The sequence below is a fragment of the Streptomyces sp. A1136 genome (genome assembly GCF_004795055.1).
GTDB lineage: Bacteria > Actinomycetota > Actinomycetes > Streptomycetales > Streptomycetaceae > Streptomyces.
The window spans coordinates 13,365-36,290 of the sequence record NZ_SSBJ01000005.1; the positions used below are offsets into that span (position 1 = coordinate 13,365).

Annotated in this window: 21 protein-coding genes and 1 pseudogene; 9 read left to right on the plus strand and 13 right to left on the minus strand. The window is 72.2% G+C overall.

Annotation, left to right across the window (positions count from 1 at the left end):
• The first annotated feature begins 90 nt into the window (after positions 1-90).
• On the plus strand, positions 91-1,458 hold the full coding sequence (locus tag E6R62_RS06260; RefSeq protein WP_136212247.1) for a cation:dicarboxylase symporter family transporter: 1,368 nt from the start codon (positions 91-93) through the stop codon (positions 1,456-1,458).
• Between the two features lie 292 nt (positions 1,459-1,750).
• Entirely contained in the window at positions 1,751-3,511 is a 1,761-nt protein-coding gene (locus E6R62_RS06265) for a S8 family serine peptidase (protein WP_136212477.1), read from the plus strand.
• Between the two features lie 90 nt (positions 3,512-3,601).
• On the opposite strand, the gene E6R62_RS41680 is transcribed toward E6R62_RS06265, so the two are convergent.
• A complete protein-coding gene (locus E6R62_RS41680; protein ID WP_136212249.1) occupies positions 3,602-4,024 on the minus strand; it encodes a transposase in 423 nt (140 codons plus the stop codon).
• Between the two features lie 122 nt (positions 4,025-4,146).
• Here E6R62_RS41680 and E6R62_RS06275 point away from each other — a divergent pair, with 122 nt between their 5' ends.
• Complete coding sequence (locus E6R62_RS06275; protein ID WP_136212251.1) at positions 4,147-4,569, plus strand: hypothetical protein; 423 nt, start codon at positions 4,147-4,149, stop codon at positions 4,567-4,569.
• 139 nt (positions 4,570-4,708) lie between these two features.
• Entirely contained in the window at positions 4,709-5,671 is a 963-nt protein-coding gene (locus tag E6R62_RS06280) for a hypothetical protein (protein ID WP_136212253.1), read from the plus strand.
• A 97-nt stretch (positions 5,672-5,768) separates the two neighbouring features.
• On the opposite strand, the gene E6R62_RS06285 is transcribed toward E6R62_RS06280, so the two are convergent.
• The 3 genes and pseudogenes from E6R62_RS06285 to E6R62_RS06295 all read right to left on the minus strand — a co-directional run bounded on the left by E6R62_RS06285 (position 5,769) and on the right by E6R62_RS06295 (position 8,643).
• Positions 5,769-6,458 carry a (2Fe-2S)-binding protein gene (locus E6R62_RS06285; protein WP_240801509.1) on the minus strand — a complete coding sequence of 230 codons (690 nt, stop codon included), beginning with the start codon at positions 6,456-6,458 and terminating at the stop codon, positions 5,769-5,771.
• Positions 6,459-6,495: 37 nt separating this feature from the next.
• Positions 6,496-7,749 carry an MFS transporter gene (locus E6R62_RS06290; protein ID WP_136212254.1) on the minus strand — a complete coding sequence of 418 codons (1,254 nt, stop codon included), beginning with the start codon at positions 7,747-7,749 and terminating at the stop codon, positions 6,496-6,498.
• A gap of 54 nt (positions 7,750-7,803) precedes the next feature.
• Positions 7,804-8,643: pseudogene (locus E6R62_RS06295) on the minus strand (alpha/beta fold hydrolase).
• Positions 8,644-8,783: 140 nt separating this feature from the next.
• On the opposite strand from E6R62_RS06295, the gene E6R62_RS06300 reads away from it, so the two are divergent.
• Entirely contained in the window at positions 8,784-9,470 is a 687-nt protein-coding gene (locus E6R62_RS06300; protein WP_136212256.1) for a GNAT family N-acetyltransferase, read from the plus strand.
• Positions 9,471-9,527: 57 nt separating this feature from the next.
• Here E6R62_RS06300 and E6R62_RS06305 read toward each other — a convergent pair whose 3' ends face one another.
• From E6R62_RS06305 to E6R62_RS06315, 3 genes are all read right to left on the minus strand, one after another.
• Positions 9,528-10,559 (minus strand): hypothetical protein, encoded by a 1,032-nt coding sequence (locus tag E6R62_RS06305; protein WP_136212258.1) that lies wholly within the window; start codon positions 10,557-10,559, stop codon positions 9,528-9,530.
• A 78-nt stretch (positions 10,560-10,637) separates the two neighbouring features.
• Positions 10,638-11,930, minus strand: a complete 1,293-nt coding sequence (locus E6R62_RS06310) for an MFS transporter (protein ID WP_136212260.1) — start codon at positions 11,928-11,930, stop codon at positions 10,638-10,640.
• 2 nt (positions 11,931-11,932) lie between these two features.
• On the minus strand, positions 11,933-12,817 hold the full coding sequence (locus tag E6R62_RS06315) for an alkaline phosphatase family protein (RefSeq protein WP_136212262.1): 885 nt from the start codon (positions 12,815-12,817) through the stop codon (positions 11,933-11,935).
• Positions 12,818-13,568: 751 nt separating this feature from the next.
• Between E6R62_RS06315 and E6R62_RS06320 the strand changes: the two genes are divergently transcribed.
• On the plus strand, positions 13,569-14,546 hold the full coding sequence (locus E6R62_RS06320) for an esterase family protein (RefSeq protein WP_168713996.1): 978 nt from the start codon (positions 13,569-13,571) through the stop codon (positions 14,544-14,546).
• 13 nt (positions 14,547-14,559) lie between these two features.
• On the opposite strand, the gene E6R62_RS06325 is transcribed toward E6R62_RS06320, so the two are convergent.
• Positions 14,560-16,008, minus strand: a complete 1,449-nt coding sequence (locus E6R62_RS06325) for a carboxylesterase/lipase family protein (protein ID WP_136212266.1) — start codon at positions 16,006-16,008, stop codon at positions 14,560-14,562.
• Between the two features lie 135 nt (positions 16,009-16,143).
• Between E6R62_RS06325 and E6R62_RS06330 the strand changes: the two genes are divergently transcribed.
• Positions 16,144-16,482 (plus strand): hypothetical protein, encoded by a 339-nt coding sequence (locus E6R62_RS06330; RefSeq protein ID WP_136212268.1) that lies wholly within the window; start codon positions 16,144-16,146, stop codon positions 16,480-16,482.
• Between the two features lie 93 nt (positions 16,483-16,575).
• Entirely contained in the window at positions 16,576-16,854 is a 279-nt protein-coding gene (locus tag E6R62_RS06335; RefSeq protein ID WP_136212270.1) for a chaplin, read from the plus strand.
• 77 nt (positions 16,855-16,931) lie between these two features.
• Here E6R62_RS06335 and E6R62_RS06340 read toward each other — a convergent pair whose 3' ends face one another.
• The 5 genes from E6R62_RS06340 to E6R62_RS06360 all read right to left on the minus strand — a co-directional run bounded on the left by E6R62_RS06340 (position 16,932) and on the right by E6R62_RS06360 (position 21,547).
• Positions 16,932-17,795 (minus strand): tyrosinase family protein, encoded by an 864-nt coding sequence (locus tag E6R62_RS06340; RefSeq protein ID WP_136212272.1) that lies wholly within the window; start codon positions 17,793-17,795, stop codon positions 16,932-16,934.
• 16 nt (positions 17,796-17,811) lie between these two features.
• Positions 17,812-18,180, minus strand: a complete 369-nt coding sequence (locus tag E6R62_RS06345) for a tyrosinase family oxidase copper chaperone (RefSeq protein ID WP_136212274.1) — start codon at positions 18,178-18,180, stop codon at positions 17,812-17,814.
• Positions 18,181-18,279: 99 nt separating this feature from the next.
• Entirely contained in the window at positions 18,280-19,392 is a 1,113-nt protein-coding gene (locus E6R62_RS06350; RefSeq protein WP_136212276.1) for an acyl-CoA dehydrogenase family protein, read from the minus strand.
• On the minus strand, positions 19,389-20,576 hold the full coding sequence (locus E6R62_RS06355) for an acyl-CoA dehydrogenase family protein (RefSeq protein ID WP_136212278.1): 1,188 nt from the start codon (positions 20,574-20,576) through the stop codon (positions 19,389-19,391). The genes E6R62_RS06350 and E6R62_RS06355 overlap by 4 nt, the downstream gene beginning before the upstream one ends.
• Positions 20,573-21,547, minus strand: a complete 975-nt coding sequence (locus E6R62_RS06360; RefSeq protein WP_136212479.1) for an NADPH:quinone oxidoreductase family protein — start codon at positions 21,545-21,547, stop codon at positions 20,573-20,575. Before E6R62_RS06360 ends, E6R62_RS06355 begins: the two co-directional genes overlap by 4 nt.
• A gap of 224 nt (positions 21,548-21,771) precedes the next feature.
• On the opposite strand from E6R62_RS06360, the gene E6R62_RS06365 reads away from it, so the two are divergent.
• The gene (locus E6R62_RS06365) at positions 21,772-22,917 is read left to right on the plus strand and encodes a hypothetical protein (protein WP_136212280.1); all 1,146 of its coding nucleotides are present in this window, start codon (positions 21,772-21,774) and stop codon (positions 22,915-22,917) included.
• Positions 22,918-22,926: the final 9 nt, after the last annotated feature.

A 22,926-nucleotide genomic window follows, 5' to 3' on the forward strand; every position in this document is an offset into this window, starting at 1 on the left:
ACCGCGCCGTGAACTCAATGAACGCAACGGTGACCGGGGTCACAGGGTGGGCGATGGTCTCCCGGAACGCATTCACCACCAGGAGGCATCGTGGCCGCCAGGCGCGACAAGACCCACTATCTCTACATCGCGGTGATCGCCGCGGTGCTGCTCGGCATCGCCGTCGGCTTCGCCGCTCCCGGCGTGGCCGTCGAACTGAAGCCGCTGGGCACCGGCTTCGTGAACCTCATCAAGATGATGATCTCGCCCGTGATCTTCTGCACGATCGTGCTGGGCATCGGCTCGGTGCGCAAGGCCGCGAAGGTGGGCGCGGTCGGTGGTCTGGCCCTCGGCTACTTCATGGTGATGTCCACGGTGGCCCTGGCCATCGGACTGCTGGTCGGCAACCTGCTGGAGCCGGGCAGCGGTCTGCACCTGACCGAGGCGGCACGGCACGCCGGTGAGGCGCAGGCCAAGGCGGGCGGGGCGCAGAGCACTCCCGAGTTCCTGCTGGGGATCATCCCGACGACGCTGGTCTCCGCCTTCACCGGGGGCCAGGTGCTGCAGACCCTGCTGGTGGCGCTGCTCTGCGGGTTCGCGCTCCAGGCGATGGGTACGGCGGGCGAACCGCTGCTGCGGGGGATCGGGCACGTGCAGAAGCTGGTCTTCCGCGTACTCGCGATGATCATGTGGGCGGCGCCGGTGGGTGCCTTCGGCGCCATCGCCGCGGTGGTCGGGGCGACGGGCGTCGACGCGCTGAAGTCGCTGGCCGTCATCATGATCGGCTTCTACGTCACCTGCCTGCTGTTCGTGTTCGTGGTGCTCGGGACGCTGCTGCGGCTGTGCACGGGCATCAGCGTCTTCGCCCTGCTGCGCTACCTGGGCCGGGAGTTCCTGCTGATCCTGTCCACGTCCTCGTCGGAGTCCGCGTTGCCGCGACTGATCGCGAAGATGGAGCACGTCGGCGTCTCCCGTCCGGTGGTCGGCATCACCGTGCCGACGGGTTACTCCTTCAACCTGGACGGGACGGCCATCTACCTGACGATGTCCTCCCTCTACGTCGCCGAGGCGATGGACAAACCCCTCGCGCTGGGCGAGCAGATCTCGCTGCTGCTGTTCATGATCGTGGCCTCGAAGGGCGCCGCCGGTGTGACCGGCGCCGGGCTCGCCACCCTGGCCGGAGGCCTCCAGTCCCACCGGCCGGAACTGGTCGACGGAGTGGGCCTGATCGTGGGCATCGACCGCTTCATGAGCGAGGCGCGGGCGATGACGAACTTCGCCGGCAACGCGATCGCTACGGTGCTCATCGGGACGTGGACCAAGGAGTTCGACCGCGCCCGCGCCGCCGAAGTCCTCTCCGGACGGCTCCCGTTCGACGAGAACGCGCCGACCGAGGACGGGCACGCGCCGCTGCCGGGGGAACCGCCCGCGCCCGTCCCCGTCCGGAGCGGAGCCGAGAAGGACGGCGTTCCGGCCTGAGACCGGGACCGGCCGGGCGGGGTTCGCCCCCACGGTGCCCGGCCCGGCCGGCTCCCCTCGCCTCCCGGACCACTGCGCAGGAGCGCCCCGCCACGTCCCGAATCGGCGATTTTCAGCCACTTCCCTCGGAACGTCTCGGCGCCGAAAGGTACTTCCGCACAGGGGCACGCGTCTGACATCTTGCGTCCACCACTCGTTTCGTACGGCCCGGCCGGTGCCATCAGCACCGGCCGGGCCGTCTTCGGAGGACGCATTGATACCCCACATATCCAGCCGCCCCCGACGCACGCTGGTGCTGGCGGCCGCCCTCGGCGCCGCCCTCGCGTTCGGCGCCCCCGGCGCCCTCGCGGGCACCCTCCCCGTCGCCCCGTCCGGCGCACCGGCCGCCAAGGCCCACGCCCCGGCCGCCGCCCCGACTTCCCAGAGTGCGACCTGGGTTGCCGGCACGCGCGCCTACCTGGTCATCACCGCCCCCGGTGACAGCTCGGCGGTCCGTTCGGCCGTCACGGCCAACGGCGGAACGGTCTTCTCCGCCTTCGACGCCATCGGCGTGATCGTCGCCCATTCGGCGTCCGGCGGGTTCGCCGCCGCGATGCGCGGTGTCGCCGGCGTCCAGCAGGTCGGTGCCACCCGTACCTCCGACGTCCCGGCCGACGCCTACAACCCGGCGCTGCCCGCCAACCCCGCCCAGGCGTCGACCCCCGCCGGCGAACCGGTCCGGGCCGACATGAGCCAGATCAAGGCGGACCAGGCCTGGGCCGTCAACCCCGGCTCCCCGTCCGTCAAGGTCGGCATCCTGGACACGGGCGTGGACGACCAGCACCAGGACCTCGCGCCCAACTTCGACGCGGCCGACTCGGTCTCCTGCGCCTACGGCAAGCCCGACACCCGCACGGGTGCCTGGCGGGACGTGGACACCCACGGCACCCACGTGGCGGGCACCATCGCCGCGGCCAAGAACGGCAAGGGCGTCGTCGGCGTGGCCCCCGGCGTGAAGATCTCCGCGGTCCGGGTCGCCGAGCCCGGCAACTCCTTCTTCTTCGCCGAGAACACCATCTGCGGCTTCGTCTGGGCCGGCGACCACGGATTCAAGGTCACCAACAACAGCTACTACACGGACCCGTGGCAGTTCAACTGCCCCGACAACATCGACCAGGCCGCCATCATCGAGGGCGTCAAGCGCGCCCAGGAGTACGCCGAGGGCAAGGGCTCGCTCCAGGTCGCCGCGGCGGGCAACGAGGACTACGACCTCGCCCACAAGACGACCGACTCCGCGAGCCCGAACGACTCGACGCCGGTCACGCGCACCATCACCAACGCCTGCCTGGACATCCCGACCGAACTGCCGGGCGTGGTCACGGTCGCCGCCAACGGAACGGGCGTCACCAAGGCCTCGTTCTCCAACTACGGTCAGGGCGTCATCGACGTCGCGGCCCCCGGCAGCAACGTGTACTCCACGCTCCCGGGCGGCGGCTACGGCACCAAGAGCGGCACCTCGATGGCCACCCCGCACGTGGTCGGCGTGGCGGCGCTCATCGCCGGCGCCAACCCGGGCATCACCCCGGCGCAGATCCGCGCCAAGCTGGCGGCCCAGGCCAACGACACCGCCTGCCCGTCGGACAACCGCTGCACGGGCACCACGGCCTACAACTCGTTCTTCGGCGAGGGACAGGTCGACGCCCTCAAGGCGGTCGGGACGACCCCGCCCCCCGGCAAGTACTTCGAGAACCTGTCGGACTTCGCCATCAACGACAACGCGACCGTGGAGAGCCCGATCACCGTCTCGGGCGTGACCGGCAACGCCCCGGCCACCCTCAAGGTGGGCGTGGACATCAAGCACACCTACGTCGGTGACCTGAAGGTCGACCTGGTGGCACCCGACGGCACGGTCTACACCCTGCACAACCACGCCGGCGGCAGCGCCGACAACATCGCCCAGACGTACACCGTGAACGCCTCCTCCGAGATCGCGAACGGCACCTGGAAGCTGCGGGTCAACGACAACGCCGCCTCCGACACGGGCAAGATCGACGCCTGGAACCTGACCTTCTAGGTCCTCCCGGCCCCGCGGGCTCCGGAGTGCGGCCCCACCGCACCCCGGAGCCCGCCGCCGTGGTGGCCCACCACGCTTGCGACTCGGCCGTCACCGGGACGGTCCACCTGGTTTCCGTCGCCTCTCTTCCTCCGCTGCGGCCTCTTGCAGCGCCGCCAGGACCTCCGGTCCCACCACCGCCCTGGCCACGTCGTCGTGGTGTGCACGGGCCGCCAGGGAGTCCGTGGTGACCAGGGACATGTCCGCCTGGTCGCGCCGGGCCGCCCCGGGGCTCAACGCCTCTGTCAGGAAGGCGAACACGCCGGCGTCGCACCACTGGGCGAACCGGTCGTAAACCGTCTGCCAATTGCCGAACTCCTCCGGCAGTTCCCGCCACGTGCTTCCACTGCGGAACCGCCAGACGACGCCCTCGAACTGATCGCGCAGACGCTGCGGGTAGGGGCCGTACCGGCCGATCGGCAGAAACGGCTCGACCAATGCCCATTCCTCATCGTCCAGTTCACGTTGCGTCACATGAACTTTTTACCAGTCGCGGGCGGTGCCGGGCCGAATCCCCGCAGTGATCACAACTCCCAACACTGCCTTAACATGAGTCAACAGCGCCGGAGTTACCGGCGTCAGGAAAGAAGACGACGATGCGCATACGTAAGTTTCTCGCCGCCGCCGCCATGGCCGGCACCGTTCTGACCGCAGGCGTGGCCACCACTGGCACTGCCTCGGCCTCCAGCTTGGCCGACTGCAGTGGCCACAGCGAGACCGTCTGCCTGTACTACAACTCCAGCAGCAGCGGCCACGGGGCCGTGTTCTTCCAGACCTCGAACATCTCGAACTACTCGGGCTACTACTTCAGCGGGGGCGCCTACGGCTCCAGTGGCGCCGGCGTCTCGGTCAAGAACCACGCCGCCGCGGTCGACAGCTACTACGCCGGCTCCTTCACCGTCTACTACGGCAGCGGCGACCGCAACTGCAGCTACGCCTGCCAGACCGTCCCGGACTACTCGTACAGGGACCTCAACGCGCAGATGAAGAACAACAACGCGGCCGGATTCTTCGGCTGAGCCGGAGCTGACCACGTCTGAGAAGTGACAGCCGCGACAGCGGTCTCCGTCCATTCGCACCGGCCGGAGACCGCTGCGGCACCACCTGCGTCAGCCGTCGACGCCCGCCCGCCTCGCCGAACCGAGAGAAATCACGCCTGTGTTCAGCCGCCCGCCTCGCTCCATCGTCCTCTTGGTCGCCCTGCCGCTGCTGCTGGCCGGCTGTACGAGCGCCGACCCGGACGCGAAGCGCGGCACCGGCACACCGACCCGCGTGGTGGTTCCGCCCCCGGTGTCCGCCACACCCGTGCTCGACTCGGCGAACGACCGCCCCTTGCCCCTGGACGCCTATCTGTTCGATCCGGAGCAGATGTTCACGGTCGAGAGGGCCCAGGCGCGGCTCGGCACGAGCTGCATGGCACGCTTCGGCTTCGACTACGTGCCCCAGGTACCGCCCCGGCCGACGCGCGGCAGCGATGCCCCCACCACCCGCAGGGACGGCCGTTACGGGCCGCAGAACGCCGCCGTGATGGCGAAGTGGGGCTATCACTCGGAGGGCGGTGACGTCGGCGCCGAATCGATGCCCCCCAGGCCGCAACCGAGCCAGGAGATGACGGTCGCCCTACGGGGGTCGTCCGACATCAAGCAGAAGTTCGGTCCCGGCGGGCAGGTCATCAGCGGCCAGACGGTACCGGACCACGGCTGCGTCGGGGAGGCCGTCAAAGCGCTGACCGGCGCCGTGGACGGCAGAGTGGGCGACGCGCAGCTCGCAGAGGACCTCAAGTTCCGTACGTTGCTGGACTCCCAGAAGGACGCCCGGACCCAGGCGGTGTTCGGGCAGTGGTCGCAGTGCATGAAGGAGGGCGGCTTCAGCTACCCGGATCCGGTGGCCGCACTGGGCGACAAGACGTGGTGGGACAGCCCCGGGCCCACGCCGCACGAGATCCAGGTGGCGACGGCCGACGCGGCCTGCCGGCACAGGACGAACCTGGTCGGCGTCTGGTATTCCGTCGACTTCGCCTACCAGCAGCAGGCAATCGCCGAGAACGCCGCCGCCATGGCGCAGATCAAGACCGACCTACAGGCCCAGGTGAAGGCCGCCACCGCAGCGCTGAACGGCTGATCCCCCAGCGGCGGCCCGTCATCCGAGTCGATGCCGCCCACTGCGGCGGTCAGCCGGGCGATCGCCACCGCGTCAGTGGACCGGTGCGCCCGCCGCGTCATCTCGTCCGCAGGACGCAGTCCCCGCAGAGGCCCCCGCCGGGCACCCGGTAGTAGAGGCAGCAGCTTCGGCGGACGAAGGCCACACCGAGGCCCTCCTCGTGGAGGAAGGTCCCCGTCCCGCCGAGCGGCCCGCCGTCGCCGAGCAGGGCCTCGGCCCACCGCACCGCCGTCTCTCCCGGCACCCGGTCCATCAGCACGCGCAGCGCGCCGACCAGCGCGGACGCCGAGTTCCCGCGCAGCACACGGGGCGATACCCCGAACCCCTCGCGCAGCCGCGCGTCCAAGACGCCGAGATGGCCGGGCACGCCCTCCCCGAGTGCCTCGGCGGCCGGCGCGCCGGGACCGGGGCGCGGCAGCCACAGCTCCAGGGAGCCCGCCTCGGGCAACCTCCACCACACGCTGTCCGGTCCCAGGTCCGGCACGCGCCCCGAGAGCGCCGCGCACCCCAGCCCGAGCGACCAAAGCCGCGAGGCGAGGGCGAACTGCGCGGTCGAGGCGGCCACCCGGCCGGGCCCGCAGCCGACGCGCCGCCCGATCTCGGCGACGTAGGGCCCGAGCGGCTCCCCGTACAGCTCGCGCAGCGGACGGAAGCCCGGTCCGGGCGGCCGGCCGCCGTACGGCACGCTGAAGAACGGCCCGACGGCCGCCAACCGCCCCAGCACGTCCCCCATACCGGTCCTCTCCATCCGGCGATGATCTCAGGCGGCCTCCTGCCGCCGGACCTCACCCCGTCACGACGGCTTCCCGGGGCTCGCCGCCCCTCTGGACCGTCTCGGCCCGGCGCACCGCCGGGCCCATGGCGTAGGACGCGGCCAGCAGCACGGCTCCCAGCAGCAGCCAGCCCGGTATCCCCCACAGCAGGAGCAGCGAGGTCAGCAGCAGCGGTCCCAGCGTGCGGGCGACGGGCACGCCCGTCCCGAAGAAGCCCTGGTACTGGCCGACGCGCCCGTCGGGGGCCAGCGAGAAGCCGATCTGCCAGGACCCGGCGGACTGGCGCATCTCGGCGTCGACCTGGAGCACGGCGCCCGCGACGAGCAGCAGGGCCGCGGCCCAGCCCGCGCCCGGCAGCGCGGAGAGGGCGAACACCGCGCACGAGGCGGCCATCACCAGTCCGGACCGGCGTACGGCCCGGCCCGCGCCGCCCAGGTCGGTGACCGGGCGGGCCACCCGCACCTGGAACAGCATCACCGCCACGGTGTTGAGCACGAACAGCGCCGACACCAACCAGCCGGGGGCACTGGTGCGCTCCACGATCCACAGCGGGATCGCGAGGCTCAACAGCGGCATCCGCAGCAGCAGCACCGCGTTCAGCAGGGTCACCAGGGCGTACGGCCGGTCGCGGAGCACCGCCAGCCGGGGTTCGCCCGCCTCCCGACCCGGTACGGGGGCCACCGCGGGCAGCCGGAGCAGGAAGGCCGCGCACACCAGGAAACTCGTCGCGTCCAGCGCGAACACCCCGAGGTAGGCCCGCTCGGTGCCGGCGCCCAGCGCGAGCCCGCCCAAGGCGGCGCCGACCGCGAGTCCGGCGTTGAGGACGGCCTGGAGGTGGGCCAGGACGCCGGTCCGCTCCCCCGGCGGAACCACTCCGGCGAGCAGCGCCTGACGGGCGGCCGCGAGCCCGCACTGGGCGGTGGCGTAGCAGACCACGGCGAGCAGGAACGCCCAGAAGGACCGGATGACGAGGAAGGACGCGACCGAGCCGGCGGTGGCCAGGGCGAGCAGCACCGAGGTGCCGCGCGGACCCCGCCGGTCGGCGAAGGACCCGAGCGGCACCCCGGCGACGGAACCGACGGCCCAGGCCACGGTGAGACCGAGGCCGATCTGCGCGGGCGAGAGGCCCACCACCCGGGTGAAGTAGAGCGCCGAACACACGTAGTAGGCGCCGTCTCCGACGGAGTTGCACAACTGCGCGGCGGCCAGTCGGCGCGGCGCTCCGGGCGGGGGCAGGAAGCGTAGGAGCGGGAAGCGTAGGGTCACCGGATCATTTGACCAGCACACTGGCCCGTCCCGGTGGGCCAGTGGGGTACCGATTCACTGGGCCACTCGGCCCCCGGCCGGATGGTCCGCGAGGGACGCGAGGGACGCGAGCAACGCCCGGTCGAAGGCCTCCGGGCGCTCCACACCCCGGCAGGTGTCCGGCACGGTCGATCACGATGGGCCGGGAGTGCGGAACCAGGGCGTGCAGGGCCTCGGCCTCCGCGACGGGGGTGTGGACGTCGTCCGCGCCGACCAGCACCAGGCACGGCACGGAGGAGGACAGTGGGGCCGGCGCGGGCCGGTAGTCGGGCCGCTCGGCCCGACCGCGCAGGGCGGCGGCCGCGCCCTCGGGGTCGGTGGCGCGCATCATCGCCATGACGGAGGCCGCCGCCTCGGGCATCCCGGTGACGTTGTAGGGCGCCGGCATCTTGTCGATGACCTATTCGGCGTACGGTTCCATGCCCTCGTCGAGGAGCCGTTCGGCGAGCCCGCGACGGAACGCCTTGCCCTCCTCGGTCTCCGGCACGGGGGAAGTGTCGGAGAGGACGAGAGCCCGCACCCGACCCGGGTGGCGCAACCGGAATTCCATCGCTATCCGACCGCCCATGCTCACCCCGCCCACGACCGCCTGTTCGATGTCCAGGTGGTCGAGGAGCGCGACGAGGTCATCGGCGAACGCGGCGAACGGCGTGACGCCCGGCCGCGCCGGATTCTCCCCGTATCCCCGCAGGTCAGGAGTGATTGCGCGGTAACCGGCGGTGGCGAGTGCGGTCGCCCGGGGAGCCACATCGTGCGATTGAACGGGTGCCCGTGGAGAAGGATCACGGGCTCCGCACCCCGGGGACCCAAGTCGTCGAAAAACATGGTCGCGGCGTTGCCATTTTGGGGGTTCATGAGAGCACATTAAGGAGCTACATTGAGCCACTCGCGTTCACCTGACAGCCCGTTGCCTTTCACCCGCGTTTTGCGCGGGGGGTGACGTCAGGAGCGCAGACTGTGCAACCACCCCACCGCCCAGAAGGACCGAAGGCTCCGTGCCCGTACCCGTACTCCTCGCCGGCCGCTCCGTGCGGCTGGAGCCCCTCGCCCCCCACCACACCGAGGCCCTGGCCGTGGCCGGTGCCGAGGATCGTACGACTTACGCCTTCACTCCCGTGCCGCACGGGTTGCAGGCGTCCCACGAGTACATCGACCGCGCGCTTTCCGATCAGGCGGCCGGTCGATCCCTCCCGTTCGCGGTGGTCAGAGCCACCGATGGGCGGGTCGTCGGTTCGACCCGGTTCCTGGAACTCGACTACTGGCAGGGGCCGCTCGTGTGGCCGGCCGTCCCGGGGGTCCCGTTCGGCGATCCGGCGACGGCGGTCCCCGACGCCGCCGAGATCGGCAATACCTGGCTGTCCCCGCAGGCCCAGGGCACCGGGATCAACACCGAGGCGAAGCTGCTCATGCTCCGCCACGCCTTCGAGACCTGGGGCGTACGTCGTGTCTCGTTGCGCGCGGACGCCCGCAACGGACGCTCACGGGCCGCGATGGAACGTCTCGGCTTCACCTGTGAAGGGGTACGCCGGGCTCATTCCAGGGGGCTGGACGGCGCGGTGCGCAGCACGGCCTTCTACTCGGTCCTCGACGAGGAGTGGCCGACGGTCCGCTCGATCATCGAGCTCCGGTTGGCGCCCGCCGCGCCGCGCAGGCGGCGGCGCAAAACACTGGTCCCGGCGTAACGGTCCTGCGTTCGGCGGGGCGGTCCCGCCCCTTCGGCCCTCGCCCCGGCCCTTCCCCTAGCTCCCGAGGAAGGCCGGGGCGAGGGCCGACGTCGTCAGGGGGGCCGGGGCGCCCGTGCCGTCGGCGGGCAGGGCGTACAGGTCGGCGCCGAAGTCGCCGGGCAGTGAGTAGACGACGGTCCGGTCGTCCTTCCACACCACCTGGTCGTCCACGCTGCGCTGCTCGGCGAGCGGGGTCTCCTTCATCGAGGCCAGGTCCAGGGCGTAGAGCCGCCACGGCGCGTCGGCGGACAGGCCCGGCACCCGCTTCTTGAAGACCAGCCTCGTCCCGTCGGGCGACAGGGAGGGGCATTCGAGGTTCTCCCGGAGCGTGGTGACCGTGCGCGCCGTGAGGTCCCCGCGGATCAGATAGGTGCTGCCGCCGGTGGCGAGCGTCGCGTAGAAGGTCCGTTCGTCGGCGGCGAAGGTGACCCCCCAGAAGTTGACGTCGGCGTTCCGGTACGTCGCGCCGTCCTTGACGACGGTGAAGTCCTCCAGCGAGGCGTCGTACCGGCCGGTTCGCAGGTCGAGCAGGGAGGTGCGGGTGGAGAAGTTCGTACCGGCGTAGGAGTCCCCGCCGACGAACACGGTCCACGCGACGAGGTGCCCGCCGGGCGAGACCCGGGCCCGGGTGGGTATCCCGGCGAGCGGGCGCGCCGTGACCTCCTTCAGGTGGGCGTCCAGGACGACGGCCCGGTACTGCTCCTGGACCCCGCCCTTCTCCGCCCGCAGGCAGATCCCGGTGCCCGCCGCCGAATGGAAGCGCAGGCAGCTCACGCCGGAGGCGGTACGGGGTCCACCGGGCGCGCCGGCCGGGACCGTGACGAGCTCGTCACGGTGGGGGCCCCACGCCATGTTCCGGAACACGATCCGCGGTCCCCCCTCCGCCGGGGTCAAGGACACCGCGCCCCGGGTGACTTCGGGGCCCCCCGCCCGGGTCTGGTTCTTCTCGTCCGCCCGCGAGGAGGCCCGGACGAAGGCGAGCACCCCCACGGCGGTGAGCACCACGACGGCGGTGACGAGGATCAGGATCCGGCGTTGGAGGGTCATGGGGGCCTTTCGGACACGCGGGGGATTCGGCGCGGCGGGGATGCGGGGATGCGGGGCGGCGGGATGCGGGGCGGCGGTTCAGCCGGTGGGGGCCCGGGCGGCGCCGACGTCCGTTTCGGCGGGGTAGAGCCGTGCACAACCGGCGAGGGCGACGGCCAGCAGGACCGCCGCCACGACCAGCGCGGGACGGGCGCCCCAGACGGTCCAGGCGGCGCCGAAGCCGAGGGAGGCGACGAACCGGGCGAGGGCCTGTCCGGTCTGGACGAGGGCGAGGCCGCCCCCGCGGTGTTCCTCGGGCACGACGGCGGCCGCGGCGGCCATGAGCACCCCGTCGGTGGCCGCGTAGAAGGCGCCGTGCAGCAGCAGCACCGCGTACGGCAGCGCGGGGTGCGAGCCGCCGGTCAGCAGCAGCCCGTAGGCGGCGAGCAGCGCGAGGTGACCGCAGAGGAAGACGCGGCGGCGCCCGACGCGGTCGGCGAGCCTGCCCAGCGGCAGCGCGAGGAGGAGGAACGCGGCGGCGGTGCCCAGTGGCAGCAGCGCGAACCAGCGGTCGGGGATCTGCCCGGCCCGCTGGAGCAACAGGAACACGAAGGCGTCGCTGACGGTGCACAGGCCGAGGAACAGGGCGGCGAGGGTGATGCGACGCAGGCCCGGGCCGCGCAACAACCCGACGGAGGCCTTCAGCGAGACGGGGGCCGCGTCGGCCGCCGGCGGGGTCCTGCGGCCGGGCACGAAGAGCACCAGGACCAGCACACCGAGGGCGGCCACGCAGGCGCTGACGGTGAAGACGGCGTCGTAGCCGTCGGCGGCCCCGCGCAGGATCAGGAAGGCCAGCAGGGGCCCGACGAGGGCGCCCGCCGTGTCCATGGCCCGGTGCACGCCGAAGGCGCGCCCGCGTTCGGCGGGTGCGGCGGCCAGCGAGATGAGGGCGTCGCGGGGCGCGGTGCGCAGGCCCTTGCCGGTGCGGTCGAGGGCGAGCACCGCCCCGATGGCGGGCAGGGTGTGCGCGAGCAGCAGCAGCGGCTTGCACAGGGCGGAGAGCCCGTATCCGATGCCCGCGAGGGCCTTGTGCCGGCCGAGGCGGTCGCCGAGGTGGCCTCCGGTGAGCCGGACCAGGGCGCTCACGCCGTTGTAGAGACCGTCGAGGAGTCCGAAGCCGAGCGGGGTGAGGCCCAGTCCGGCGACGAGGTAGAGCGGCAGCACGGCCGTGACCATCTCGGAGGAGACGTCGGTGATCAGGCTGACCGTGCCGAGGGCGAGGACCGTGGGCCCGAGCGCGGCGCGCCGCCCCGGGCTGGTGCCCGGGGCGACGGCCTGCGGCTCGCGGGTCACGGTGGGTGCGGGGGTTCCGCGACTGTCCGCGACGTACATGGTCAGGAGGTCCAGATGCCCGTGATGTCCTTGGCGGTGGCTGCGTTCCCGGCGTGGGAGGTCAGCCCGGCCAGGCCCTCCAGGGTCCGCAGCATGTCGTAGTGGTTGTAGGTGGTGGCCGAGGTGCTGCCCGGGGTGACGGGCTGGCCGTAGAGCACGGTCGGGATCTTGTTGCCGGCGAGCCGGTTGTCCTCGTCGAAGGTGACGACGAGCAGGCTGTTGTGGGTCTTGGCCCAGTCCGCGTAGGCCTTGAGGTTGTTCTTGAGCCAGGTGTCGCCGGTGCCGACGGAGCAGTCGTGCATGTCGTTGCAGAGGTTCGGGACGACGAAGGACACCTTGGGCAGGGTGGTGAAGTCCGTCGGGAACTGCGTCATGGTCTTGGCCGTGCCGGTGGGCACGTTGGAGAAGGCGAACCAGGGGTTGTGCTTGCGTGCGTAGTTGCCGCTGTTGCACGTGGTGGAGCCCTGGCTGGGGAGGGTCTCGTTGAAGCTGGTCCAGCTCTTGCCGGCGGCGATCAGCTCGGAGGCCAGGTTCGGCGCGGAGCTGAAGGCGGGGGTGTAACAGCTGTCGTCCGTGACTCCCTGGTTGGAGCCGGAGAAGAGCTGGAGGTAGTTGGGCTGGCTGGGGTGGGTGACGCCGAACGAGTTGGTGAGGTTGGCGCCGCCCGTCTTCAGGGAGTTGATGTACGGGGCGCTGGAGCTGCCGATGACCTGGTTGTAGGCGTGGTTCTCGAAGACGGCGACGACGATGTGGTCGGGGGCCGGGAGGCCCGCCGCGTGGGCGGGCTGGGCGGCGGCTCCGATCCCGGCCCACAGGGCGGCGCCCGCGGCGGTGACGCCGAAGGCGGTGGCGAGGGCGGTCTTGCGACGGCGACGTGAAAGGGGCATGCCAAACACGGTTTCTACCTCCGGGCGCGGGGGGACTTGGGGCGGCGCGGAGGCAACATACCCAGGGGCATGTGCATGGGCCAGGGATACTTGGCGAACAGAACGGGAACTCCGCCCTCCTTCTTGACCACGGGCAATGCCATAGCCCCGGGACGGTCAAGAGAAGGCAAAGTCAGGAACCAACAGGTAGTTTCGTTCATCATTCGAACGGAAGCAGTCCCACCCCGCCCCGACGGGGCAGTACCAGCCGGAGAAGCCACCGCACATGTCGTACTCACCCGACGGGCAGCAGTACCAGCCGCCGTACCGGCCGGAAGGACAGCAACCGCAGCCACCACAGCCGCCCTACGGGCAGCAGCAGCAGGGCCGGCCGTACGGTGGTAGCCCCACCGGGCAGCAGGGCCAGGGCGGTGGTCAGCGGCCGCCGCAGCAGTACGGCAACCAGCAGGGGTACGGCCGGCCGGGCCCGCAGGGCTACGACCAGCAGACCCCACAGGGCTACGACCAGCGCGGGTACGGCCAGCAGCCGCCCCCGCAGCGCGGGCCGTCCCCGTACGAGCAGCAGCCCCAGTACCACCGGCCCGACCGGCAGGGGCAGCAGTACGACGATCAGTACGACCAGACCCGGGCGTACGAGACGTACGGCGAGCCTCCGTACGAGGAGGAGCCCCCGCGCCGCAAGTCCAAGGTCAAGCGCTGGCTGATCGCGGGCACCACCGTCCTCGCCCTCGCGGGTGTCGCGGCCCTGGTGATGAGCCACTTCGACATACCTCCCTTCAGCGACAAGGGGCAGGCCGTCAGCTTCGGCGGGGCCAAGCCCGGCGCCGCCGGCGAAGCCCCCAAGCCGGCGGCGAACTCGAAGATGTCGATGCCGACGAACCCGACGGCCGTCTTCAAGAACGAGTCGACCCTCTCCGACGGCACCCACGTGGCCGTCACCACGCTCGACGGCAAGAAGTCGGGCTTCAAGGGGAAGGTCTGGGTCTGGGCTCCGAAGGAGTACAACGACCCCAAGTTCGCCAAGAGCGGCTTCCCGGTCATGATCGCGCTGCCCGGCGGCTCCGGTTTCCCGGTGAACTACTGGATGGGCGCCGACCTCAAGCTCCAGGCCAGCATCAGCAAGTGGTACAGCGAGGGCAAGAGCAAGCCCTTCATCCTGGCCATGCCGGTGCTCAACCCTGAGGGCGAGCAGTCGAACAAGTACTGGGACGCCTCGGACATCCCCGGTCAGCCCAAGATGGGCACCTGGCTGACCGACGACGTCCCGGACCTGATGCGGGAGAACTTCCGCACGATCAAGTCCCGCGACGGCTGGGCCTTCATGGGCTCCTCCACGGGCGGCTTCGCGAGCCTCAAGGCCGTGCTCAAGTACCCGGAGAAGTTCAAGGCCGCCATCTGCTCGGGACCGGACATCGTGCCCGACTCCTTGATGTGGAAGGGCCACGAGAAGGAGAAGGCGGAGAACAACCCGGAGCTGCTGGCGAAACAGCTCATCGACAAGAAGGGCAGCCCGGACGTCTACCTCGCCTTCCAGGTCGGCGACAACGAGAACAACAAGAGGACCCTCCCCGACGTGCAGAAGTTCATCGCCACCTACGGCAAGGGACCGATCCACACCAGCCTGAGGGTCATCCCGGGCGGCGAGCACAACGCCAAGACCTACGTGCCGAACATGGGCGAAGGACCGATCCAGTTCATCAGCAAGGTGCTGGAGGGGCCCGTCGAATGACGGACCCCGCGGCCTACGGGGTGACCCCGACGGCCCGCTGAGCGTCACGCTCCTCCAGCGACGGCCCGCCGAACACCTTCGGCGGGCCGTCGCCGTCCCACGGCGCCCATCCCGGGTCCCCCTCCACGGCGAAGCGGACCCAGGCCGCGTGCATCTCGTCGGCGAGGGCCTGCGGCGCGTCCGGCCCCGCGAGCCACGCCGACTCCGGCTTGTGGAGGGTGTCGAAGACGAAGCCCAGCTCCAGCGCGTGACAGGCGCCCAGGCCGGGCACCCCGCTGGGCCAGCGGAACTCGTAGACGTGGCTCGGCGCGGCCCTGCGGGCTCCGGCGAGCCGGCGCAGCGGATCACGCAGCAGCCGGTCCGTGAGCAGGTGCCCGGCGAGGTCCGCCGGTCCGGCCCCGGGCAGGGCGGCGCGCAGCGCCCGTACGGCGGCGCGGTCCTTGCCGCCGCGGACCCGGGCCAGTTCCACCGCGAGCGGGCCCATCCGGTCGAGCAGCCGCATCGCCCCGGTCGGTGCGAGCCAGAGCCGGTACTCCTCGGCCGTCCAGCCTAGGAGCAGTGGTACGGCGGAGGCGGCCGCGGCGGTCATCGGGTCTTCCGGCAGCGAGTCCGGGTCGGTGACCAGGCCGAAGGCGGGACCGCCGGTGACGGGTCCGGACCGGCGCAGCACGGCCCCCTGGGCGGCGAGCAGGTCCGGCAGGGCGACGGCGCCGAAGGCCTTCGCGGTGGCGGGCACCTTGAGCAGGGAGGCCATCTTGCGGACCATCGGGCGGGTCCGCTCCCGGGGCAGCACCTCGGGTGGCCCGCTCTGCATCACGGCCCGGGCGAACAGTCCGGCGGCGCGGGGCGCGGCGAGCAGGGCGCCGACGCTGATGGCGCCGGCGGACTCCCCGAAGACGGTGACCCGGTCGGGGTCGCCGCCGAACGCCCCGATGTTGTCGCGGACCCAGGTGAGGGCGGCGATCTGGTCCAGCAGGCCGCGGTTGGCGGGGGCGTCGGGGAAGACGCCGTAGCCGAGTACGCCGAGCCGGTAGTTCAGCGAGACCAGGAGGACCCCGTCCCGGGCGAAGGCCGCCCCGTCGTACACGGGCACGGCGGAGGACCCCCGGGTGAGCGCGCCCCCGTGGATCCACACCATGACCGGCAGCCGGGCCCCCGGGGAGGGGTCCGGGGTCCACACGTTGAGGTTCAGGCAGTCGTCGCCCGGAATCCGCGGGTCCGCGAGCAGCGCCGCGTAACGGTCGGGGTAGGGCACCTTGGGAGCGGTGGGCCCGAAGGCGCCCGCGTCGCGTACGCCGTCCCAGGCGGCCGGCGGCCGGGGCGCGGCGAACCGGAGGGCTCCCACGGGCGGGGCGGCGTAGGGGATGCCGCGGAAGGCGTGGATGCCGCCCGCTTCCCGTCGTCCCTCGACCACGCCGTACCGGGTGCGGACCCGGGGCCGGGCGTCGCCCGCTGAACTCATGGTGTCCTCCTGGGGGCGTCTCCCCCGTTCCGGGGCGCCGAATCCGGTGTTCCGGGCACGGTCGCACACCTGCCCGAAGAGTGACAAGGCGTGACCCGGCGCGGTGCGGACCGGGTTGGTCCGGTCATGCGAGCCATGAGGATCGACCGCACCCTGCGTCGCGTCGTGCGGACCGGCGTGGTGCCCGTCCTACTGGTGGCGTGCGCCGCCACCGCCGGGGGCACGGCGGCGGCCACCGGCCCCGACTTCCAGTACCTGGGCCAGGACGACAAGGTCCACGGCCTGAGCGCGCCGCGGGGCTGTGTGGCGGCGGAGGGCGGCGGGGGCCGGGCCGTCACCAACCACGGCCGGACCACCGCGACCCTGTACCGGGAGCCGCACTGCGCCGGCGCCCCGGTGGCGGTGCTGCGGCCCGGGACGGTCACCCCGGTCCGGCCGTATTTCGCGTCCGTGCGCTTTTCCGTCACCGGGTAAGAGCAACGGCCGTGACCCCTGGGCAGCCACGGCGTTGTACGCCATGTCAAATGCCGCAGCCCTGCGGCGATCCAATGTCACGAGGAGATCTTGATGTCGCGTATCGCGAAGGCATTCGCCATCACCGCTGTCGCCGGTACCGCCGTGGCGGCCGGTGCGGGTCTGGCCGTCGCCGATGCCGGAGCGCACGGTGCGGCGATCGGTTCCCCCGGTGTCCTGTCGGGCAACCTGGTCCAGGTCCCCGTGCACGTCCCGGTCAACGTCTGCGGCAACACCGTGAACGTGATCGCCCTGCTCAACCCGGCCTTCGGCAACACCTGCGTCAACGCGTCGGGTGGCGACGAGCACCACACCGAGGGCTACGGCGAGTGATCATCCGCCGCCGGACCGTGTGACCGAAGCACCGAGGGCCCCCGCCGGACGGCGGGGGCCCTTTTCGCGCGGTGGGGTCACTCGTAGCGGTACTGGCCCTGGTGGCGGAGCATCTCGCGCGGGGTGACGTTCCACGGGGGCATCGGCTCGTCGAGGGCGATCACCCTGCCGTGCTGGAGGTCACCCACCGGCGGGGGCTCGGCGGGCAGGTAGCCGGACTCCGGGTGCTTCTGCTGCCAGCGGTCCCAGACGAGGTCCACGAAGGCGTGGTGCAGCCAGAACACCGGATCGTTGGGAGCCGTGCCGCCCGTCATGTGGCCGCCGATCCACTGGTGGACCTTGTTGTGGTTGCGCCAGCGCTCGCTCTTGGGCGCGGCCCAGCCCTCCAGCTTGTTGCGGAAGCCGCCGTCGCGCGCCGTGGAGTCCCACGGGGCGGTGTCGTAGGTGGGGTCGTCGATCGCCCACTGGAGTTCGGCCCTGGTGGGAAGCTTGATCGGGTTCTGCGGGCGGCCCAGGTTGCGGGTGAGGTAGGCGGCCTCCGACACGCCGACGGTCACGGTCCAGTTGCCCGTCGCGTAGGCGAAGGGGCCGGTCGTCACCTGGTGGTCGCCCTCGCGGCCGGTGCCCCCCAGGAAGTCCTCGGCCCACAGGGACGAGGCCGGGCTGTTGTCCGTGGTCCAGTCCCAGTAGGGGATGGAGACGCCGGCGTCGACGGAGCGGAGTTGCCCCTCGAATTCCAACAGGAAGCGCCGGTGCCAGGGGAAGAAGGACGGGGACATGTGCCCGACACGCAGCTTGCGGTCGCGGTCCGGCACGAAGTACTTGCCGTGGGTGCGGACGAACTGGTCGTAGGTGCCGTTGCGCTTGAGTTCGAGCACGGCTGCCGTGAACCGCTGCTTCTGGGCGCGGGTCAGGTCCTTCTGGTTCTGCCGGGTGTACAAGGCGGGGCTCCTGCCGTCAGCCGTGGTGGGGGGCGGCGATCGCCAGGTTCGTCGTGCCGAGTTCGTCCACGGCCGCGCGGGCCAGCTCCATCGGGGTCGCGAAGGACTCGAAGTGGTTGACGCCGCTCAGGTAACTGCCGTCGGCCCGGCGCATCACGTGCAGGGGCCGCCCGTCGATGCGGACGGCGGCCGCGGCGAGGTCGACGCTGATGTGGCGGCCCCGGTACGACTCCTCCACCAGCGGGGCCGGGGTGAGCGTCTGGCGGGGGCGCCGGGCGCGGAGTACGGGTCCCAGGGCCGCCGCCGTTCCGGCGAGCACCGCCGCGGTGAAGGCCGTACGGAGGACCGTGCGACGGGTGAGTGGTGCGGCGGATGCTGCGTACATGCGTTCTCCTCGCTCGATGGCCCGTGCTACGCGGTCTAACGCGGCCCGGCGGGCGAGGTCACCCCCGGGGCACGAGTACCCCGGGGGTGGGAGGACGGCCTACGGGGCCGGGAGTTCGGCAAAGTCTGCCACGAGGCCGCGGTGGTGGCCCGCCGTGCCCAGCGCCGGCGAGTCGGCCTTGGCCCGCTTGAGGTACAGGTGCGCCGGGTGCTCCCAGGTCATCCCGATGCCGCCGTGGAGTTGGACGCACTCCTCCGCGGCCCGCACCGCGACCCCCGAGCAGTAGGCCTGGGCGACGGCGATCGTCAACGGTGCGTCGGCGGTGCCCGTCGCGAGGGCATCGGCGGCCGCGCGGGCGGCGGCCCTGGCGGAGGCGACGTCGAGCCAGAGCCGGGCCAGGCGGTGCTTGAGCGCCTGGAACGACCCGATGGGACGGTTGAACTGGTGGCGGGTCCGGACGTGGGCCACCGTCTCGGTCAGGCACCACTCCGCGACGCCGACCTGCTCGGAGGCGAGCAGCCCGGCCCCCGCGAGCAGCGCGCCGGCGACGGCGGCGCGCGCGGTGGCGGGGTCGGCCAGCCGGGTTCCGGCGGCTCCGTCGAGGCGGACGGCGGCGAGCGGGCGCGTCAGGTCCAGCGGGATCAGCGGCGTGAGCGAGACCTCCGCCGCCGGCACGGCGTACAGCCCGGTGTCGGCCGGGACGAGCAGCACGTCGGCGGCGACGGCGTCGGCGACGAAGCCGACGGAACCGCTCAGCGACCCGCCTCCCGCGTCCCGTACCGGCGCGGGCAGCGGTGCGCCGGGGGCCAGGGTCAGCGGCACGGCCGGTACGCACACCTGCCGGCCGCCGGCCACCTCGCGCAGCAGCGTGCTCACCTCGGTCGAGGACGGGTCGCAGCCGAGGAGGATCTCCGTCGCCAGGACCCCGCTCGTGAGGTACGGGACGGGCGCCACGGCCCGGCCCAGCTCCTCCAGCACCACCGCGGCCTCGCGGTGACTCGCCCCCTGTCCGCCGAGCTTCTCCGGGACGAGCAGCCCGGCGGCGCCGATCCCGGTGGCGAGGGTGTGCCACAGCTCCGGGTCGTGGGGCCGGCCGCTCTCGATCCGGGCGAGGACCGCCGCGGGCGGGCAGCGGTCGGTGAGCAGGGCCCGTACGGCCGAGCGCAGTTCCTCCTCGGTCTCGGAGTAGAGCAGGTCGAAGGGTGCGCTCATCGGGCCAGGTCCTTCCAGGCGAGGTCCTTGTCGTCGCGCGGCTCGGGCGGCAGGCCCAGGACGCGTTCGGCGACGATGTTGAGGAGGATTTCGCTGGTGCCGCCCTCGATGCTGTTGCCCTTGGCGCGCAGGTAGCGGTATCCGGCGTCCCTGCCGGTGAAGTCGACGATCTCGGGACGGCGCATGGTCCAGTCCTCGTAGAGGAGCCCCTCTTCCGCGAGGAGTTCCACCTCCAGGCCGCTGATCTCCTGGTTGAGGCGGGCGAAGGTGAGTTTCATGCCGCTGCCCTCGGGGCCGGGTTGTCCCGCGGCGAGCTGCTGGCGCAGCCGTTCACCGGTGAGACGGGCCACTTCCGCCTCGACCCACAGTTCCAGGAGCCGCTGGTGCAGGGCGTGGGTGCGCAGTTCGGGGCGCTCGCGCCAAGTGGCGGCGACTGGGGCGATCATGCCGCCTTCGCGGGGGATGCGCATGCCGCCGATGGAGACGCGTTCGTTCATGAGGGTGGTGCGGGCGACCGCCCAGCCCTGGCCGACGGCGCCGAGCCGGTGGTCGTCGGGGATGCGGACGCCGGTGAGGAACACCTCGTTGAACTCGGCCTCGCCGGTGATCTGGCGCAGGGGGCGGACCTCCACCCCCGGCGCGTGCATGTCGCAGAGGAAGTAGGTGATGCCCTGGTGTTTGGGCAGGGCGGGGTCGGTGCGGGCGATGAGGATCGCCCAACGGGCGGTGTGGGCGCTGGAGGTCCACACCTTCTGACCGTCGACGATCCACTCGTCGCTCGCCGCGTCGTGGACGGCGCGGGTGCCGAGCGCGGCGAGGTCGGAGCCCGCGCCGGGTTCGCTGAACAGCTGGCACCAGACTTCCTCGCCGAGCCACAAGGGGCGCAAGAAGCGGTGTTTTTGCTCCTCGGTGCCGTAGGCGAGGATCGTGGGCGCGGCCATGCCGAGGCCGATGCCGATCCGCCGGGGGTCGTTGTCGGGGGCTCCGGCGGCCTCCAGTTCGGCGTCCACCACGGCTTGCAGGGAGCGGGGTGCGCCGAGTCCGCCGAGGCCCTCGGGGTAGTGCACCCAGGCGAGTCCGGCGTCGAAGCGGGCGCGCAGGAAGGCGTCCCGGTCGGTGGTGGCGGGCGGGTGGTCGGCCAGCAGGGCGCGGACGCGGGCCGGCAGGTCCTCCGCTGTGGTCACCGGGCACCTCCGTCGAGGGAGGGCACGACGACCAGCCGACCGGTGGTCGTGCCGTCGGCCACGCGCTGTACGGCGTCGGCGGCCGCGTCGAGCGGGACGCGTTCGCTGACGAGCGGCCTGACGGCCCCTTCGGCGGCGAGGCGGACGAGTTCCCCGTGGCAGGCGAGGATCGCGGCGGGGTCCTTGGTCGCGTACAGGCCCCAGTGCAAGCCGAGGATGGCGTAGTTCTTGACGAGGGCGTGGTTGAGGGCGGGCGCCGGAACGGTGCCGCCGGCGAAGCCGACGACCACGATCCGGCCTTCGAAGGCCACGCACTTGGCGGAGGCGGTGTAGGCGTCGCCCCCGACCGGGTCGTAGACCACGTCGACCCCGCGTCCGCCGGTGAATTCCTTGACGCGGGCGACGATGTCCTCGGCGGTACGGTCGATGACGAGGTCGCAGCCCAACTCCTCGGCGGTGCGGGCCTTCGCCTTGCCCCCGACGACGCCGATGACGGTGGCGCCGGCGGCCTTGCCGAGCTGCACGGCGGCGCTGCCGACCCCGCCCGCCGCGGCGTGGACGAGCAGCGTCTCGCCGGACCGCAGGCGGGCCCGGCGGTGGAGGCCGAACCATCCCGTCTGGTAGCCGATGTGCAGGGCCGCCGCCTCGGCGTCGTCGAGGGTGTCGGGGGCCGGCAACAGGGCGCGCGCGGGCGCGGTGACGTACTCGGCGAAGCCGCCGTACGGCAGGCTCGGGTTGGCGATGACGCGGCGGCCGTCCTCGGTCTCGCCGCAGATCTCCACCCCGGGGGTGAACGGCAGCGGCGGACGGATCTGGTACTGGCCGCGCGCGAGCAGCGCGTCGGGGAAGTTGACGTTCGCCGCGAGTACCTTGAGCCGTACCTCGCCCTCGCCCGGTACCGGTTGGGGAACCTCCTCCAGGCGCATGGCCTCTCGGGGCTCGCCGGGGGTATGTACGCGCCATGCCTGCATCCGGGGCCTCCAGCCGCCGTCGAGGAACCACACTCCGAGCGCATACTAAGCGGTCGCTTGCCCGTATGGGAACGGCTGGGCCCACCGCGTCCGCGCGGCCCGCACCCCGACGACCCCCGTCCGACCGTTCACCGGCGCACAACCGTTCGATCCGGATAGCATCGACGGACCGGTGTCACAGGGGAGACGACCCGGGAAACGACACATCTCGGGGGGCTTCACCGATGGACCACGTACGCGTCACACGCACCGCCGGCGCCCTCGTCCTGGCGGGACTGATCACCGTGGCCGGACCGGCAGGGCCGGCCACGGCGGCCGGCGCGGCCGGTCCGTGCACGCCGAAGATCCTCGTGCTCGGCGCGCTGGGGGACGACACCTACGCGCGCGACGTCCCGCCCGGCCAGGGCGTCATGGACCTCGGTGCAGGCGACCTCGCCGTCGGGGTCTCCGACCACAAGCCGGTCTACTGGACCGGCACCACGCCCCACCGCGTCCCGCTGCGCGACCCGGACGAGACCGGCAAGGTACTCGCCGTCAACGCGCACGGCCTGATGGTGGGGGTCCTCCACGGCTCCGAGGGCACCACCCTGTTCACGTACCGGCAGGGCGCGGCGGCCGTCACCCCACTGCCGGACAGTGACGGGTCCGACGGGGAGGCCGACGTCAACGACGCCGGGTACGTCGTCTCCCGCTCCAAGAGCTGGATCGGCACCGTCTGGAAGGACGGGCGGAAGGTGCGGGAGCTGCCCGTCCCCGCGGACGCCGGGCCCGGCACCCGGATCAAAATGGTCACGGGCATCAACCGCGCGGGCGACATCCTCGGCCAGGCCGAACAGGACTACGAGGTGCCCGAGACCGGTGAGCACATGCAGGGGACCTACCCGGTGCTGTGGCCGGCGGACGGGACGGCGTCCCGGCTGCCGGCCCCCACCGGCACCGGCACGATGGAGGAGAGCTACGTCCAGGACCTGGACGACAGCACCCGGATCGTCGGCTACGACTGGTCCGGGCCGTGGCACGAGTACACGCCGTGGGTCTGGACTCCCCCGCACACCGGCCCCGGCACCTCCCCCGGCACCTTGAGCACGCACCCGTACGGGACGTTCGAGGCGATCAGCCCGACGACCGGCCTGAGCGTCGGCACGGCCAAGTTCCACCCCGAGGAGATGACCTTGCCCGACCAGGCGCAGGTGTGGCCGGGCTCGGGCCCGGTCATGGCGCTGCCTCGGCTCGCGCCGGGGAAGGCGAGCATGGCCGACGCCGTCTCGGACGACGGCCGGGTCGGCTGGGCGGCCGTGAACGGGGCCGGCAAGCTCAGGCCGGTCGTCTGGACCTGCGCGATCAAGCAGGCCTACCACCCGGGAAGTTAGCCGCGGCCC

Bases quoted from the DNA above. Each gene is read 5' to 3' on its own strand.
- E6R62_RS06275 (WP_136212251.1), top strand. From the start codon at position 4,147: ATGCGCATACGTAAGTTTCTCGCCGCCGCCGCCATGGCCGGCACCGTT.
- E6R62_RS06285 (WP_240801509.1), bottom strand. From the start codon at position 6,458: ATGGAGAGGACCGGTATGGGGGACGTGCTGGGGCGGTTGGCGGCCGTC.
- E6R62_RS06305 (WP_136212258.1), bottom strand. From the start codon at position 10,559: ATGACCCTCCAACGCCGGATCCTGATCCTCGTCACCGCCGTCGTGGTG.
- E6R62_RS06310 (WP_136212260.1), bottom strand. From the start codon at position 11,930: ATGTACGTCGCGGACAGTCGCGGAACCCCCGCACCCACCGTGACCCGC.
- E6R62_RS06315 (WP_136212262.1), bottom strand. From the start codon at position 12,817: ATGCCCCTTTCACGTCGCCGTCGCAAGACCGCCCTCGCCACCGCCTTC.
- E6R62_RS06320 (WP_168713996.1), top strand. From the start codon at position 13,569: ATGAGCCACTTCGACATACCTCCCTTCAGCGACAAGGGGCAGGCCGTC.
- E6R62_RS06325 (WP_136212266.1), bottom strand. From the start codon at position 16,008: ATGAGTTCAGCGGGCGACGCCCGGCCCCGGGTCCGCACCCGGTACGGC.
- E6R62_RS06330 (WP_136212268.1), top strand. From the start codon at position 16,144: ATGAGGATCGACCGCACCCTGCGTCGCGTCGTGCGGACCGGCGTGGTG.
- E6R62_RS06335 (WP_136212270.1), top strand. From the start codon at position 16,576: ATGTCGCGTATCGCGAAGGCATTCGCCATCACCGCTGTCGCCGGTACC.
- E6R62_RS06345 (WP_136212274.1), bottom strand. From the start codon at position 18,180: ATGTACGCAGCATCCGCCGCACCACTCACCCGTCGCACGGTCCTCCGT.
- E6R62_RS06350 (WP_136212276.1), bottom strand. From the start codon at position 19,392: ATGAGCGCACCCTTCGACCTGCTCTACTCCGAGACCGAGGAGGAACTG.
- E6R62_RS06360 (WP_136212479.1), bottom strand. From the start codon at position 21,547: ATGCAGGCATGGCGCGTACATACCCCCGGCGAGCCCCGAGAGGCCATG.
- E6R62_RS06365 (WP_136212280.1), top strand. From the start codon at position 21,772: ATGGACCACGTACGCGTCACACGCACCGCCGGCGCCCTCGTCCTGGCG.